14 protein-coding genes are annotated in these 12,698 nt (G+C 64.9%); 4 read left to right on the forward strand and 10 right to left on the reverse strand.

Translation table 11 applies throughout. The features are described 5' to 3' along the window. Position 1: 1 nt before the first annotated feature. The 6 genes from ACN9MY_RS27670 to ACN9MY_RS27695 form a co-directional block, all read right to left on the reverse strand. Positions 2-250, reverse strand: coding sequence for a PP0621 family protein (locus ACN9MY_RS27670; RefSeq protein WP_426336422.1), 249 nt, complete (start codon positions 248-250; stop codon positions 2-4). Continuing rightward, on the reverse strand, positions 247-1,050 hold the full coding sequence (locus ACN9MY_RS27675) for a cytochrome C assembly family protein (protein ID WP_426336423.1): 804 nt from the start codon (positions 1,048-1,050) through the stop codon (positions 247-249). Before ACN9MY_RS27675 ends, ACN9MY_RS27670 begins: the two co-directional genes overlap by 4 nt. A gap of 86 nt (positions 1,051-1,136) precedes the next feature. Beyond that, complete coding sequence (locus ACN9MY_RS27680) at positions 1,137-1,925, reverse strand: ABC transporter ATP-binding protein (RefSeq protein WP_426336424.1); 789 nt, start codon at positions 1,923-1,925, stop codon at positions 1,137-1,139. Further along, a complete protein-coding gene (locus ACN9MY_RS27685) occupies positions 1,926-2,693 on the reverse strand; it encodes an ABC transporter permease (RefSeq protein WP_426172322.1) in 768 nt (255 codons plus the stop codon). Positions 2,694-2,737: 44 nt separating this feature from the next. Continuing rightward, the gene (locus ACN9MY_RS27690; RefSeq protein ID WP_426164928.1) at positions 2,738-3,721 is read right to left on the reverse strand and encodes an ABC transporter substrate-binding protein; all 984 of its coding nucleotides are present in this window, start codon (positions 3,719-3,721) and stop codon (positions 2,738-2,740) included. 67 nt (positions 3,722-3,788) lie between these two features. Further along, positions 3,789-4,607: a M48 family metallopeptidase gene (locus ACN9MY_RS27695; RefSeq protein WP_426336425.1), complete on the reverse strand. Its 819-nt coding sequence runs from the start codon at positions 4,605-4,607 to the stop codon at positions 3,789-3,791. A 218-nt stretch (positions 4,608-4,825) separates the two neighbouring features. On the opposite strand from ACN9MY_RS27695, the gene ffh reads away from it, so the two are divergent. The 4 genes from ffh to ACN9MY_RS27715 all read left to right on the forward strand — a co-directional run bounded on the left by ffh (position 4,826) and on the right by ACN9MY_RS27715 (position 9,121). Beyond that, positions 4,826-6,193: a signal recognition particle protein gene (gene ffh / locus ACN9MY_RS27700; RefSeq protein ID WP_426164932.1), complete on the forward strand. Its 1,368-nt coding sequence runs from the start codon at positions 4,826-4,828 to the stop codon at positions 6,191-6,193. A gap of 168 nt (positions 6,194-6,361) precedes the next feature. Then, a complete protein-coding gene (locus ACN9MY_RS27705) occupies positions 6,362-6,739 on the forward strand; it encodes an SWIB/MDM2 domain-containing protein (protein WP_055929217.1) in 378 nt (125 codons plus the stop codon). Between the two features lie 66 nt (positions 6,740-6,805). Continuing rightward, positions 6,806-7,945: an MFS transporter gene (locus ACN9MY_RS27710; RefSeq protein ID WP_426319279.1), complete on the forward strand. Its 1,140-nt coding sequence runs from the start codon at positions 6,806-6,808 to the stop codon at positions 7,943-7,945. Between the two features lie 9 nt (positions 7,946-7,954). Next, positions 7,955-9,121, forward strand: coding sequence for an MFS transporter (locus ACN9MY_RS27715; protein ID WP_426319280.1), 1,167 nt, complete (start codon positions 7,955-7,957; stop codon positions 9,119-9,121). Here ACN9MY_RS27715 and ACN9MY_RS27720 read toward each other — a convergent pair. The 4 genes from ACN9MY_RS27720 to ACN9MY_RS27735 all read right to left on the reverse strand — a co-directional run bounded on the left by ACN9MY_RS27720 (position 9,118) and on the right by ACN9MY_RS27735 (position 12,673). Then, positions 9,118-9,651, reverse strand: a complete 534-nt coding sequence (locus ACN9MY_RS27720; RefSeq protein ID WP_426336426.1) for a hypothetical protein — start codon at positions 9,649-9,651, stop codon at positions 9,118-9,120. The two genes, ACN9MY_RS27715 and ACN9MY_RS27720, sit on opposite strands and share 4 nt — an antisense overlap. A gap of 72 nt (positions 9,652-9,723) precedes the next feature. Then, complete coding sequence (locus ACN9MY_RS27725) at positions 9,724-10,302, reverse strand: hypothetical protein (protein WP_426164941.1); 579 nt, start codon at positions 10,300-10,302, stop codon at positions 9,724-9,726. Next, positions 10,290-10,943, reverse strand: coding sequence for a lytic transglycosylase domain-containing protein (locus tag ACN9MY_RS27730; RefSeq protein ID WP_426164943.1), 654 nt, complete (start codon positions 10,941-10,943; stop codon positions 10,290-10,292). Before ACN9MY_RS27730 ends, ACN9MY_RS27725 begins: the two co-directional genes overlap by 13 nt. Positions 10,944-10,948: 5 nt before the next feature. Then, positions 10,949-12,673 carry a proline--tRNA ligase gene (locus ACN9MY_RS27735; RefSeq protein ID WP_426164945.1) on the reverse strand — a complete coding sequence of 575 codons (1,725 nt, stop codon included), beginning with the start codon at positions 12,671-12,673 and terminating at the stop codon, positions 10,949-10,951. Between the last annotated feature and the right edge of the window lie 25 nt (positions 12,674-12,698).

Below are 12,698 nucleotides of genomic sequence, written 5' to 3' on the forward strand. Positions count from 1 at the left end.
CTTAATGCGGGGCGTGCGCCGCGCAGCAGTAGTCACGGCCGTTGGCAGGCACGTTTTCGGAGGCAGGGAAATGCACGCCGCAATGGGCGCATTGCAGCATCTTCTCGGCCTGTTGCGGCTCGGCCGCGCGCGGCTGTTGCGGCGCAGGCGAGCTACCGTCCTGCGGCGGGCCGCTCATCTTGCGCAGCTTGCTGCGGACGGCGGCGATGACCAGGAAGATCAGCGCCAGCCAGAACAGGAGTCGTGTCATGCCAAACCTCGACGTAAAACCACTTCCAGGACAAAACGGCTGCCGACATAGGCCAGCAGCAGGGTCGCAAAACCCGCCAGCGTGAAGCTGAGGGCCGTCTTGCCGCGCCAGCCGCGGAAATGACGCCCGGCCAGCAAGGCTGCGAACAGGACCCAGGACAGCAGGGTGAACACCGATTTATGGTCCCACTTCAGCGCCCGCCCAAACAATTCTTCGCTGAAGACGATACCCGACAGGACGGTCAGGCTCAGCAGCACGAAGCCGAAGGCGATCAGGCGGAACAGCAGCTTTTCCATCGTCAGCAGGGCCGGCAACTGGTCCAGTGCGGCGGCGAAAAAGCCGGGACTGTCGCTGCGCGTATGCAGGCGCGACTCCTGCAGCGCCATCAGCACGGCATGGAAGGCGGCGATGGTCAGCGTGCTGTAGGCCAGCGTGGCGATGGCAATGTGCCAACCCAGCATGGTGGAACGGCCCGCCATCGGCACCAGCGAGCCGGGAAAGCCGGCCTGCAGGGCCACCGCCAGGGCAGCCACCGGCATGACGATGCGGCGCAGGCCATCCAGCGGGTAATTCTGGTTCTCCAGCCAGTAGGCGCCGACCGAAATCCATAGCGCGGACGACAGCATGGTAGCAAAGCCGATGCGCAGCGAGCCTGGCACCATCACGTCGACCCACAGCGCCGCCCCGTGCAGCAGCCAGGCGCCGGCCGTCAGCGCGGCGATAGGCACGGATTTACGCGACGGGAGAAAACCACAAATCAGGTAAAGCAGCGTTGCTGCGAGCAGGAAGTAAGTTTGCATCCGGTAAGTTTAACACCTGAACACCATGGGGTCAGGCACTGACATGCAACACGCTGCGCGTGTCACAGGTCAGTGCCAGACCCCTGCTAATCCACCGCCGCCGCGCGCAACTCGTCGTTGTGATGGCGTTGTTGTTCTTCCATCACCAATTGCCCCAGCTCGCGCTTCAGGGCATTGAATTCCGGCGACGACGGATCGCGCAGGCGCGGCATGTCGACCAGGATGTCGCGCTTGACCGTGCCGGGGCGGTAGGTCATGACCACGATGCGGTCGGCCAGGTAGATCGCCTCCTCGATGCTGTGGGTGACGAAGATGATGGTCTTTTTCTGCTGGTCCCAGATGCGCAGCAGCTCGTCCTGCAGGTCGCGCCGGGTCAGCGCATCGAGCGCACCGAATGGTTCATCCATCAGCATGATCGGCGAATCGAGCGCCAGCACGCGCGCGATCGCCACCCTTTGCCGCATGCCGCCCGACAGGTCTTTCGGGAAGCGGTGGCGGAAGTCCTGCAGCGACAGGGTCTTGAGCAGCCTGTCCACGGTGGACGCGATCTGCTCCTTTGGCATGCCCTTGATCTCCAGCCCGAAGGCCACGTTGTCGGCCACCGTCATCCACGGGAACAGCGCGTACTCCTGGAACACCATGCCGCGCTCCGGGCCCGGGCCGGCCACCGGCTTGCCGTCGGCGACGATGCTGCCGCCGGTGGGCGGGGAAAAGCCGGCGATGGCATTCAGCAGCGTCGACTTGCCGCAGCCGGAAGGCCCCAGCAGGCAGACGAACTGGCCGCGCGGGATCTCCAGGTCGATGCCCTGCAGCGCCACCACCGAGGTGCCGAAGACCTTGGTGACGCCCTTGACTTCGATATGTGCAGCGCTCATTCAGCTCTCCAGGCCGCGGTGCCAGCGCAGCAGGTGGTTGTTCAGGCGGTCCATGGCGACGTCGATGGCCAGGCCGAGCAAACCGATGGTGATCATGCCGGCGATGATCTTGTCCGACCAGAAGTACTCGCGCGCCTCGCTGATGCGGAAGCCAAGGCCGTTGTTCACTGCCACCATTTCCGCCACGATCACCACGATGAATGCCGTGCCGATGCCGATGCGCACGCCGGCCAGGATGGAAGGCACGGCGGCCGGCAGGATCACGCGCAGGAACATGGTGGGTCCGGAGGCGCCGAGGTTGCGCGCGGCGCGCAGGTAGATGCCGTCCACCTGGCGCACGCCGGCGATGGTGTTGATCAGCACCGGGAAGAAGGCGCCCAGCGAAATCAGGAAGATGGCCGGCGGGTTGCCCAGCCCGAACCACAGCATCGACAGCGGGATGTAGGCGATCGGCGGCACCGGGCGGATGATCTGCACCAGCACATTGAACAGGCGGTAGGCGTGGGCGCTGGCGCCCATGGCCAGGCCCAGCGGCAGCGCCAGCCCGCCGCCGATGGCAAAACCAAGCAGCACGCGGTACATGCTGCCGATCGCATCGTGGATCAATTCGCCGGAGAAGGCCCAGGCCAGCCAGTTGCCGCTGCCGTCATAAGGCTGCAGCGGCAGCAGGTACTCCACCCATTTGCGCGCCACCGCCTCCGGCGACGGCAGCGCCTGCGGATTGACCCAGCCGCGGTAGGTCACGAGATGCCAGGCCAGCACCAGCATTGCCGGCACCACCAGGCCGACAGCGACGTCCCGCCATGCGACCTTCATTTGACGCCCAGCGATTTCTTGGCCTGGTCCAGCAGATCAGTCTTGACCCAGTCCTTGGCCACCGGCGGCTTGGCCATCTTGCCCACGCCGGTCTTGACCATGATGTCGGTGGTGACCTGGATGTGCTCAGGCGTCACGTCGTACGAATACGGCGAGTTGCCGATCGCGTCCTGGAAATCGTCGCTGGTGATCTGGCCCTTGAACACGGTGTCGCGCACATATTTTTCCGCGGTGGCCGGCTGGTCGATGAAGGTCTTGGTCGCCTCCACGAAGCAGCGCATGAACTTCTCTGCCACCGGGCGGCGCTCCTTGTAGAACTTCTCGGTCATCACCATGGTGCGGATCGGCTCGCCGATCGGGGTGTTGTAAGGCTTGAGGATCTCGGTGCCGTAGCCTTTGTTGATGGCCTGCGACGACTGCGGCTCCGACTGCATCATGGCGTCGATATGCTTGCCGAGCAGGGCCTGGTTCAGGTCCGCATAGGCCAGCAGCACGGTTTGCACGTCCTTGCCCGGCTGCTCGGAAACCGTCAGGCCGGCCTGCTGCAGTTCTGCCAGCAGCAGCACTTCCTGGATGCCGCCGCGCGTCACGCCGACCTTCTTGCCCTTCAGGTCCTTGACCGACTTGAGATTCAGGTCGCTGCGGCCCACCAGGCGCGCCCCGCCCTTGGCGAAACCGGCCACCACGTAGATCGGGGCGCCGCCGGCGCGGCCGGAGATGGCCGCCTCGGAAGCAGTGGCGCCCACGTCAAGCTCGCCGGCCAGCACGGCGGACATCACGTCCAGGCCCTTGGCGAACACGCGCTCTTCGACCTTGATGCCGCATTTCGGCGCGATCTCCTTGATGTACGACACGGCGCCGTAGTGGGCGAACTTCAGGTTCCCCAGCCGCACCACTTCCTGCGCCTGCGCGCTTCCAGCAGCCACCAAACTTGCCAGCGCCACGAGGGCCGCCGCCTTGCCGATACGTTCCAGTTTCATCCAGGTCTCCTTAGTGAATTTTGGCCTGCGCGGCCGCGCGCCCATCATACATTGAAGGCAGTGGCGCTTAAAGGGCGCTGCGTTCGCGCTGTTGCGCCAGGCGTTCCGCGCACGGGGGATGGATCGCGAGGTAGGCGCGCTCGGCGCCGGGCATGCCGGTGGTGCCGGTGGCGCCGGTGGTGCCGGCCGCGCCGCTGAGCGCTTCCTGCACTTCGGTCAGCAGACGCAAGGACAGGCCGTTATGCTCCAGCAGGTCGGCGGCGTAGTTGTCGGCTTCGATTTCAGCTTGTTGCGGCCACTCCAGGTGCGGCGCCCGCGCCGCCATGCTGGAAACCAGCCAGTTGGTGTCGCCCAGCACCACCGCGCTTGCCGCCGGCAGCATGGCTTCCTGCACCAGGCGGCGCAGCATGTGGCGCTGCTGCTGGTGGCCCAGCTCGTGCGCCAGTACCGCCAGCACCGCGCCATCGTCGGGCAGCGCCAGCACCAGGCTGTCGGTCAGGATGATGTCGCCCGATGGCAGGGTGAAGGCTGCGGCGCCCAGTTGGCTGCTGCGAAACAGCAGGCGGTGGCGCGGCGCGCCCTCATGCGGCGCCTGCAGGCTGGCGAAGGCCCCGCTGATGCGGGCCCGGTGCGTTTCCGACAGCTCGCTGGGCTGCAACGCCTGCCTATCGAGTTCGCGCAGCATGTCCTGCCCCAGCCGGGTTTCAAGCGTTGGCGGGAAAGCCTCGGCCAATTGGTCGACGATGGCGGGACGCGCCAGCTGCCAGCCGATGTACAGGGCGACGCAGGCCGCTGCCGCCAGCGCAGCGAGGCGCCAATGGCGCAGTGCGCGCCGCCGGCCGGGCGCGAATAGATTGATCAGGTCTGGAACGGCCAGCGTCTGCACAAGGTTTATCCATAAAATTAATTTATGAACAAGATGCACGTGGGTCGCATGTCTTGTCAAGAAGAAACTTTGTTTATTTCGCAAATTTGTGCAAGATAGTGACATTTCGTGAGAGACCCGGGGTCACCGCCGGACGCTGCCGCCGAAGCCGGCTCCTAAGGTAAAATGGCGGGATTTTCCGCTTATCGCGCCACTCTCTATTAATTAGTAGGCCACCAATGCTAGACAACCTGACTACGCGCCTTGCCAAAGTCGTCAAGACGATGCGCGGCGAGGCCCGCCTGACCGAATCCAACACCGCCGACATGCTGCGCGAAGTGCGCATGGCGCTGCTGGAGGCCGACGTCGCCCTGCCGGCCGTGCGCGAATTCATCGCCAAGGTCAAGGAGAAAGCCCTCGGCGAAGAAGTGATTTCCTCGCTGACCCCGGGCCAGGCCCTGGTCGGCGTGGTGCAGCGCGAACTGGGCGCCCTGATGGGCGCCGACCTGGGCGTGGAAGCCTCCCAGCTCTCGTTCGCCCAGCAGCCGCCGGCCATCATCCTGATGGCGGGCTTGCAGGGCGTGGGCAAGACCACCACTGTCGGCAAGCTGGCCAAGTACCTGAAAGAGCAGAAGAAAAAGAAGGTGCTGACCGTTTCGGCCGACGTCTACCGTCCCGCCGCGATCGCCCAGCTGCAATCGGTGACCGGCCAGGTCGGGGCCGACTTCTTCCCTTCCACCGCGCAGGACAAGCCGGTCGACATCGCCCTGGCTGCCCTCGACTGGGCCAGGAAGCACCACCATGACGTGCTGATCATCGACACCGCCGGCCGCCTCGGTATCGACGAAGAGATGATGAAAGAGATCGCCGCCGTGCACGGCGCGGTCAAGCCGATCGAAACCCTGTTCGTGGTCGACGCCATGCTGGGCCAGGATGCGATCAACACCGCCAAGGCCTTCAACGATGCGCTGCCGCTGACCGGCGTGGTGCTGACCAAGCTCGATGGCGATTCGCGCGGCGGTGCGGCGCTGTCGGTGCGCCACATCACCGGCAAGCCGATCAAGTTCGCCGGCGTGTCGGAAAAACTGGACGGCCTGGAAGCGTTCGACCCGCAGCGCATGGCAAACCGCATCCTGGGCATGGGCGACATCCTGGCCCTGGTCGAGGAAGCGCAGAAGAACGTCGACGCCAAGGCGGCGGCCGAGCTGGCAGCCAAGGTCAAGTCGGGCGGCAAGTTCGACATGAACGACTTCAAGGCGCAACTGGCGCAGATGAAGAAAATGGGCGGCATGTCCGGCCTGCTCGACAAGCTGCCGGCCCAGTTCCAGCAAGCGGCGGCCGGCGCCAACATGGACCAGGCCGAAAAGCAGGTGCGCCGCATGGTCGGCATCATCGACTCGATGACGCCGCAGGAACGCGCCAAGCCGGAGTTGATCAAGGCGGCGCGCAAGCGCCGTATCGCGGCCGGTGCCGGCGTCCAGGTGCAGGAAGTGAACCGCATGTTGACCCAGTTCGAACAGATGCAAACCATGATGAAAAAACTGTCCGGCGGCGGCATGATGAAGATGATGCGCTCGATGAAAGGCATGATGCCGGGCATGCGCTAAGCCCCGCCAAGCCGCAAAAAGCCGCCTTCGGGCGGCTTTTTTTGTGTTTAAGTCTTGTTTCCCCTAAAAAACCCACAAAAACACTTGCACAAGCTGCAAACCCCCGCCAATATTAGCCGTGCGATAGTATTGCGCAATTATCCATTTGTTTGTTAAGGAGGCTCGAATATGGCAACAGCCAAGAAAGCAGCACCAGCAGCAAAGAAAGCCGCCGCCAAGCCAGCAGCAAAAAAAGCTGCACCGGCCAAGGCAGCCGCCAAGCCAGCAGCAAAGAAAGCAGCCGCACCAGCCGCACGTAAACCTAACGCAGCCTTCATGAAGGCGATGACACCATCGAGCGCACTGTCCGCCGTAGTCGGTTCCGCACCGCTGCCGCGTACCGAAGTGACCAAGAAAGTCTGGGACTACATCAAGAAACTGAACCTGCAGGACGCCGCAAACCGCCGCATGATCAATGCGGACGACAAGCTGAAAGCTGTCTTCGGCGGCAAAGCCCAGGTTTCCATGTTTGAAATGACCAAGCTGATTTCCGACCACCTGAAATAAGCTGCTTCTGGCTGTTGCAGCCATTCGAGGAGCCCCGACGCCACGCGCTCGGGGCTTTTATTTTTTATGCACCCACGCCTTCACACTGCCCTGTCGCTCGCCAGCCTGGCCGCCCTCGGCCCGCTGGCCTTCGACGCCGTGCTGCCCGCCTTGCCGGCGCTCGGCAAGGAGCTCGGCCTGTCCCTTCCCGCCACCCGGTCCTTGCTGGCTGTGTACATGGCAGCCCTGGCATCGTCCCACCTGCTGTCGGCCTGGGCCGCCAATGCGCTGGGCAAGCGCACAGCACTGCTTGCCGGCGCCTTGCTGTTCGGCGCCGGCGGCGCCATGTGCGCGCTGGCCCAGGCACCGTGGGAATTGCAGGCCGGGCGCATCCTGCAGGGCCTTGGCGTGGGTGCGGCGGCGGCCCTGCTGCCCCTGCTGATGCGGGCCCATTCAAGCCGCGGGCTGCGGCTGCTGGCCGATGGCGCCATTCCGATCCTGGCGCCGGCGGTTGGGGCGCTGTTCGTGCTGTGCGCCAGCTGGCGCCAAGCGTTCTGGCTGGCGGCAGCGGCGGGCCTGCTGCTGCTCGTCCTGCTGGCGTCCACCCCGGCCGGCAGCATCAGTGCCGGCGACAGGTTCCAGTTCGGGGAGTTGATGGGAAACCTTGCCTACCTGCGCTATGCCGCCTGCCATGCCATGTGCTTCGGCGCCCTGGCGGCCGGCGCAGCTGCCCTGCCAGTCATGGCCTCCATGGACCTGGGGCTTGGCGCCGGCCACATTGCACTGCTGCAGGCCGCCGGCGCTTCAATCATGTTGCTGCTGTCTTACAGCAGCCCGGAGGGGCCGACGAGGCAACGGGTCACAGGCGGCATCGCAATGATGATCATGATGGCCGTTTTCATCGTGGCCTGGAACGAACTGGAGAAAGGGGTCGATCCCTTCTACTACCTGCTCGGCTGCTGGGCGATGCTCTGCGGCGGCTTCTCGACCTGCGCAATGCCGCTGGCTGCGGGAGCGCTGAAAGCGGCGGGCCAGCAGGCGCGCGCCGGACTGTCGCTGCTGCAGTTTGCCAGCCATGCCGTCGCCGCCGCCGCCATCCAGTGCACGGCCAGGGGCAATGTGGAAGACACGGCACTCATCACGTTCGGCACTGCCGCCCTGATGGTGATTGCGGGAGCAGCCGTGCTGCCCTTCTTCATCTGGCGCTCCGCCCATGTTGAGCATTAGCCGGCCGCCATGCAAGCACTCCACCGCCTCGCCCTTCCCCTCGCCAGCCTGACCGCACTGGGCCTGCTGGCCTCGGACCTGTACCTGCCCGCCATTCCGGTGATGGCCGCGGAGCTTGGCGCCTCGATCCCTTCCGCACAGGCGACCATGGCGCTGTTCATGGCAGCGCTGGCCCTGTCGCAGCTCGCCTGGGGCTGGGCCGCCGATCATTTCGGCGACCGCCGCACCATCATGGCGGGCACCGTCCTGCTTGGCGGCGGCAGCCTGGTGTGCGCCATGGCGCCGGGGATCGACTGGATGCTGGCGGGCCGCCTGCTGCAAGGACTGGGCGCAGGCGCGGCCACCGTTGCCGTCCCCGCACTGATACGGCGCCGCTTCAACGAAGCAAACGCCGTCAAGGCGCTGGCCATGGTCGCCATGGCCGAATCGACCATTCCCGCCGTGGGGCCGGTAGCCGGCGCCGCGATCGTGCTGTACGCCGACTGGCGCACCACGTTCTGGCTGATCGCCGCCATGTCGCTCCTGCTGCTGCCGCTGGTCGCGCGCATTGTCGGCCGCCCGCCGGCCCCGGCATCGGCGCATCCCGCCGCGACGCCCGCCCAGCGCGGCTATGCCCCGCTGCTGCGCAACCGCCGCTACCTGCGCTACGCCTTGAGCTACGCCCTCATGTTCGGCGCCCTGCTGATGTATGTCGCCAGCGCGCCGGTGCTGGTCACGCATGCCCTCGGGCTGGGAATCGAAGCCTTCGCCATCTTGCAGATCTGCGGCGTGCTGGCCTTCATGCTTGGCGCCTCGGCCGCGGTAAGGCTGGTGAAGCGGCTTGGCCAGCAATGGCTGGTGCGCAGCGGGACGCTGCTGCAATTCCTGGCAGGCGCGGGCTTGATGGGAATGGCCCTGGCGGGCCTGGCCGGCACGCGCGGCCTGGTGGCGCTGGCCGTGCTCGCGGCCCTGTTCTGCGGCGGCCTTGGCCTGCGCGGCCCCGCCACCATGGGCGGCGCGCTGCATGCGGCCGGGGACGATGCCGGCAAGGGCGCGGGCCTGCTGATGTTCCTGGCCTTTGCCTGCGTTGCGGGCGCCACGCAACTGGTGGCGCCCTTCCTGCATTACGGCTTGCTGCCGCTGGGCGCCCTGCTATTCGCGATGGTCAGCGCCAGCGCGCTCTTGCTGCCGCGTTAATTGCCGCCGATGGCGGCACTCTTGATGAAGACCAGCCTGTCGGCATCGTCTGGCCCGGCGATGCGGCCATTATTGCGTTCGGTGGCGATGCGGGCGCTCACCGGCTTGCCGCGCAAGCTCGGTTTCAAGGTCACCACGTCGTCCTTGTCCGGCTCGGTAAACCAGTCGCCGCAGTGGGTCGTGCAATAGGCCTGGATCTCCTTGCCGTTCTCCGTGCGGATCTTCAAGGAATAGTTATCGAGGCCGCCGCCGCCGACCAGTTTGCCCTTGACGAGTTCGGTCGGGACGGGCGGGCAATACGCGGGCGCATCATCGCCCAGGATCTTGCAGCCTCGCTTGATTTCATCGGTGATCATCTCGCAGCTGTTTGCGGCATTGCATGGCGGACGCGTGGCGGGAGAGACATTCTTGCATTGCTTGACCAGTTCGGCGGCCTTTGCCTTGCCAAGCTGCTCGTCACAGGACAATGCCGCGGCATTGCCGGCAAAGGCCAGCCAGGCCAGGGAAATCAGGATCTTATTCAATTGCATGGTTGCGCACCTGCGTGTGTTGGAGAGGCGCAAAGTGTAATCGCCGCCGCCCGCACACATATGCACGGAATGTCACGCACGCGGAACTTTGACGTGGCGCAGCAGCTTCATGCGGCTTCCGGTCCATTCGAAAAATGAAATGCCGCGCCGTTTCTCGTCTTCCTCAGGCTCGCCGATCAGGATGAACAGGCGGCTGTCGACGCGATAGCGCAGCATGCCGCCGCTATCGAACAAGGGACCGTCGATATTGATGACGATATTGGTTTCGACACCGGCCGGATGAAATACCTTGCCGGTGCGGGCATCGATGATCTTGTTCATCACGCAGCTGCTGCCGCAGCCCCATTGCGCCACGATGAAATGGCCGGCGAAATCCGGGCGCTGCTCCTGCGCCGCCTTCTTCAACATGGTGCGGTACAGGCGCGCCTGCGGGTCGGCCCGCCAGCGCACGGCCGCAACCGGGCCCGTATAAGGCCTGGCGGGATAATCCTCGAAACGCGGCGCATCGGCCGGATAGTCTTCCTGGCAGATGGTGAGGCTGTCCTCCTCGCCGGGCGGATCGCTCTTGCACGCCAGCGCCAGCGACGGCGCCGTGCAGGCTGCCGCCGCCAGCAGCATGCCAAGCCGGCGCAAGACGGCTACAGCTTCCATTTGTTCCACGCCGCCAGCACCGCGTTCGGATACTCAGGCCGGCCGCGGCTGCCGTTGTAGCGGCCAAGGGCCAGGTAGAGGTTGCCCTGCTCCATGTCGATATACATGCGCAGGATCGAGCAGCCGTAGCGCAGGTTGGTCTGCATATTGAACAGCTTGGAGCGGTCGCGGTCGCCGATCACATTGGTCCAGAACGGCATCACCTGCATGTAGCCGCGCGCGCCGACGATCGACACCGCATATTTGCGGTAGGCCGATTCAACCTGGATCAGTCCCAGCACCAGGCCCGGGTCCAGGCCGGCGCGGCGCGCCTCGTACCACGCGGTCTCGAGGAATTCGCGGCGCGTGAATTCGTCCGGCAGCTTGCGCTTCAGGCGATCCGACATGGCCGCATACCAGCTGTCGTACTGTGCGCGGTCGGTGGGGTTGAGGAACACCGGCTTGGGCGGCCGGGCATCCATGATGGCGTTGGACAGCGCCAGCCGCACGCTGTCGGCCAGCGCCTCTTCTTTCTGGTTGCCGGCAAAGCCGAACGGCGCGCACAGCACGCCGGTGGCGAAGGCCAGCGTATGCCACCAGCGCAGGGGACGCGCCCACCAGCGGCGGCGGTCACGTCCCTGCTTTGGCAAATCCCTTGCCATGGCGATCACTTCTGGATCTTGCCCTTGATGAAGGCCAGGGCATCGGCGACCGGCACGGCAGTCGCTTCGGTATCGCGGCGGCCCTGGTATTCCAGGTTGCCTTCCTTCAGGCCACGCTCGCCGATCACCACGCGGTGCGGCACGCCGATCAGTTCCCAGTCGGCGAACATGGCGCCTGGGCGTTGGCCGCGGTCATCCAGAATGACGTCGATGCCCGCTTCCACGGCCGCGTTGTACAGCTTCTCGGTTTCTGCCTTGACCAGCTCCGAGCGGTCCATGCCCATCGGGCACAGCACCAGTTCGAACGGCGCCAGGGAAGTCGGCCAGATGATGCCCTTGTCGTCGAAGTTCTGCTCGATGGCGGCGCCCAGGATACGGGTGATGCCGATGCCGTAGCACCCCATCTGCAGCGGGGCAGGCTTCTGGTTCTCGTCCAGGAAGGTCGCCTGCATCGATTCGGAGTAAGCGGTACCGAGCTGGAACACGTGGCCCACTTCGATGCCGCGCTCGATCGCCAGCACGCCCTTGCCGTCCGGCGAAGCGTCGCCTTCGACCACATTGCGCAGGTCGGCCACGATGGCAGGTTCGGCCACGTCGCGGCCCCAGTTGGCGCCGGTGTAGTGGTAATCCTCTTCATTGGCGCCGGTCACGAAGTCGGACATCAGCGCCACGGTGCGGTCGGCCACCACGGTCACAGGGCCCTTGGCGCCGATCGGCCCCAGGTAGCCAGGCTTGCAGCCGTAGATTTCCAGGATTTCGGCTTCGGTGGAGAAGCGGTTCTGGGCCAGGCCGGGCACCTTGCTGGCCTTGATCTCGTTCAGCTCATGGTCGCCGCGCAGCAGCAGCATGAAGTGCTGCTTGGAGCCGTCTTCCTTGTCGGCGGTCAGGGCGATGGTCTTGACGGTCAGCTTCAGGTCGATGCCCAGCAGCTTTGCCACATCTTCGCATTTGGCAGCTTTCGGGGTCGATGTCTTGGCCAGGGCGGCGCCGGCGGCGGCGCGGGTGCCGGTGGCCACCGCTTCCGCCGCTTCCATATTGGCCGCGTAGTCGGAGGTCGGGCAGTACACCAGGGCGTCTTCGCCGGTGGAGGCGATCACGTGGAATTCATGCGAACCGGTGCCGCCGATGGCGCCGTTGTCGGCCGCCACCGCGCGGAACTTCAGGCCGAAGCGGGTGAAGATGCGGGTGTAGGCGTCGAACATGATCTTGTACGACTTTTGCATGCCTTCCAGGTCGCGGTCGAAGGAATAAGCATCCTTCATGGTGAATTCGCGGCCGCGCATCAGGCCAAAGCGCGGGCGGCGTTCGTCGCGGAACTTGGTCTGGATGTGGTAAAAATTCAACGGAATCTGGCGGTAGGATTTAATCTCGCTACGCACCACGTCGGTGATCACTTCCTCGGAAGTCGGCTGGATCGCGAAGTCGCGGCCGTGGCGGTCCTTGACGCGCAGCAGCTCCGGACCCATCTTGTCCCAGCGCCCGGTTTCCTGCCACAGTTCCGCCGGCTGCACCAGAGGCATCAGCAGCTCAATAGCGCCGGCATTATTCATTTCTTCGCGAACGATGGCTTCGACTTTACGGATCACTTTCAGGCCCATCGGCATGTAGGTATAAATGCCGGAACCGAGGCGTTTGATCATGCCCGCGCGCATCATCAACTGGTGGCTGACGATCTCCGCGTCAGATGGAGCTTCCTTGAGGGTTGAAATAAAAAAACGAGATGCACGCATATCGGTGAATTCTTTTTAAAAAGAG

This window comes from Pseudoduganella sp. R-31 (genome assembly GCF_049913235.1).
Taxonomy (GTDB): domain Bacteria; phylum Pseudomonadota; class Gammaproteobacteria; order Burkholderiales; family Burkholderiaceae_D; genus Rugamonas.

What these genes read in the sequence shown, in the direction of transcription:
- ACN9MY_RS27670 (WP_426336422.1), bottom strand. Translation starts at nt 250, where the DNA reads ATGACACGACTCCTGTTCTGGCTGGCGCTGATCTTCCTGGTCATCGCC.
- ACN9MY_RS27675 (WP_426336423.1), bottom strand. Translation starts at nt 1,050, where the DNA reads ATGCAAACTTACTTCCTGCTCGCAGCAACGCTGCTTTACCTGATTTGT.
- ACN9MY_RS27680 (WP_426336424.1), bottom strand. Translation starts at nt 1,925, where the DNA reads ATGAGCGCTGCACATATCGAAGTCAAGGGCGTCACCAAGGTCTTCGGC.
- ACN9MY_RS27685 (WP_426172322.1), bottom strand. Translation starts at nt 2,693, where the DNA reads ATGCTGGTGCTGGCCTGGCATCTCGTGACCTACCGCGGCTGGGTCAAT.
- ACN9MY_RS27690 (WP_426164928.1), bottom strand. Translation starts at nt 3,721, where the DNA reads ATGAAACTGGAACGTATCGGCAAGGCGGCGGCCCTCGTGGCGCTGGCA.
- ffh (WP_426164932.1), top strand. Translation starts at nt 4,826, where the DNA reads ATGCTAGACAACCTGACTACGCGCCTTGCCAAAGTCGTCAAGACGATG.
- ACN9MY_RS27705 (WP_055929217.1), top strand. Translation starts at nt 6,362, where the DNA reads ATGGCAACAGCCAAGAAAGCAGCACCAGCAGCAAAGAAAGCCGCCGCC.
- ACN9MY_RS27710 (WP_426319279.1), top strand. Translation starts at nt 6,806, where the DNA reads ATGCACCCACGCCTTCACACTGCCCTGTCGCTCGCCAGCCTGGCCGCC.
- ACN9MY_RS27715 (WP_426319280.1), top strand. Translation starts at nt 7,955, where the DNA reads ATGCAAGCACTCCACCGCCTCGCCCTTCCCCTCGCCAGCCTGACCGCA.
- ACN9MY_RS27720 (WP_426336426.1), bottom strand. Translation starts at nt 9,651, where the DNA reads ATGCAATTGAATAAGATCCTGATTTCCCTGGCCTGGCTGGCCTTTGCC.
- ACN9MY_RS27725 (WP_426164941.1), bottom strand. Translation starts at nt 10,302, where the DNA reads ATGGAAGCTGTAGCCGTCTTGCGCCGGCTTGGCATGCTGCTGGCGGCG.
- ACN9MY_RS27730 (WP_426164943.1), bottom strand. Translation starts at nt 10,943, where the DNA reads ATGGCAAGGGATTTGCCAAAGCAGGGACGTGACCGCCGCCGCTGGTGG.
- ACN9MY_RS27735 (WP_426164945.1), bottom strand. Translation starts at nt 12,673, where the DNA reads ATGCGTGCATCTCGTTTTTTTATTTCAACCCTCAAGGAAGCTCCATCT.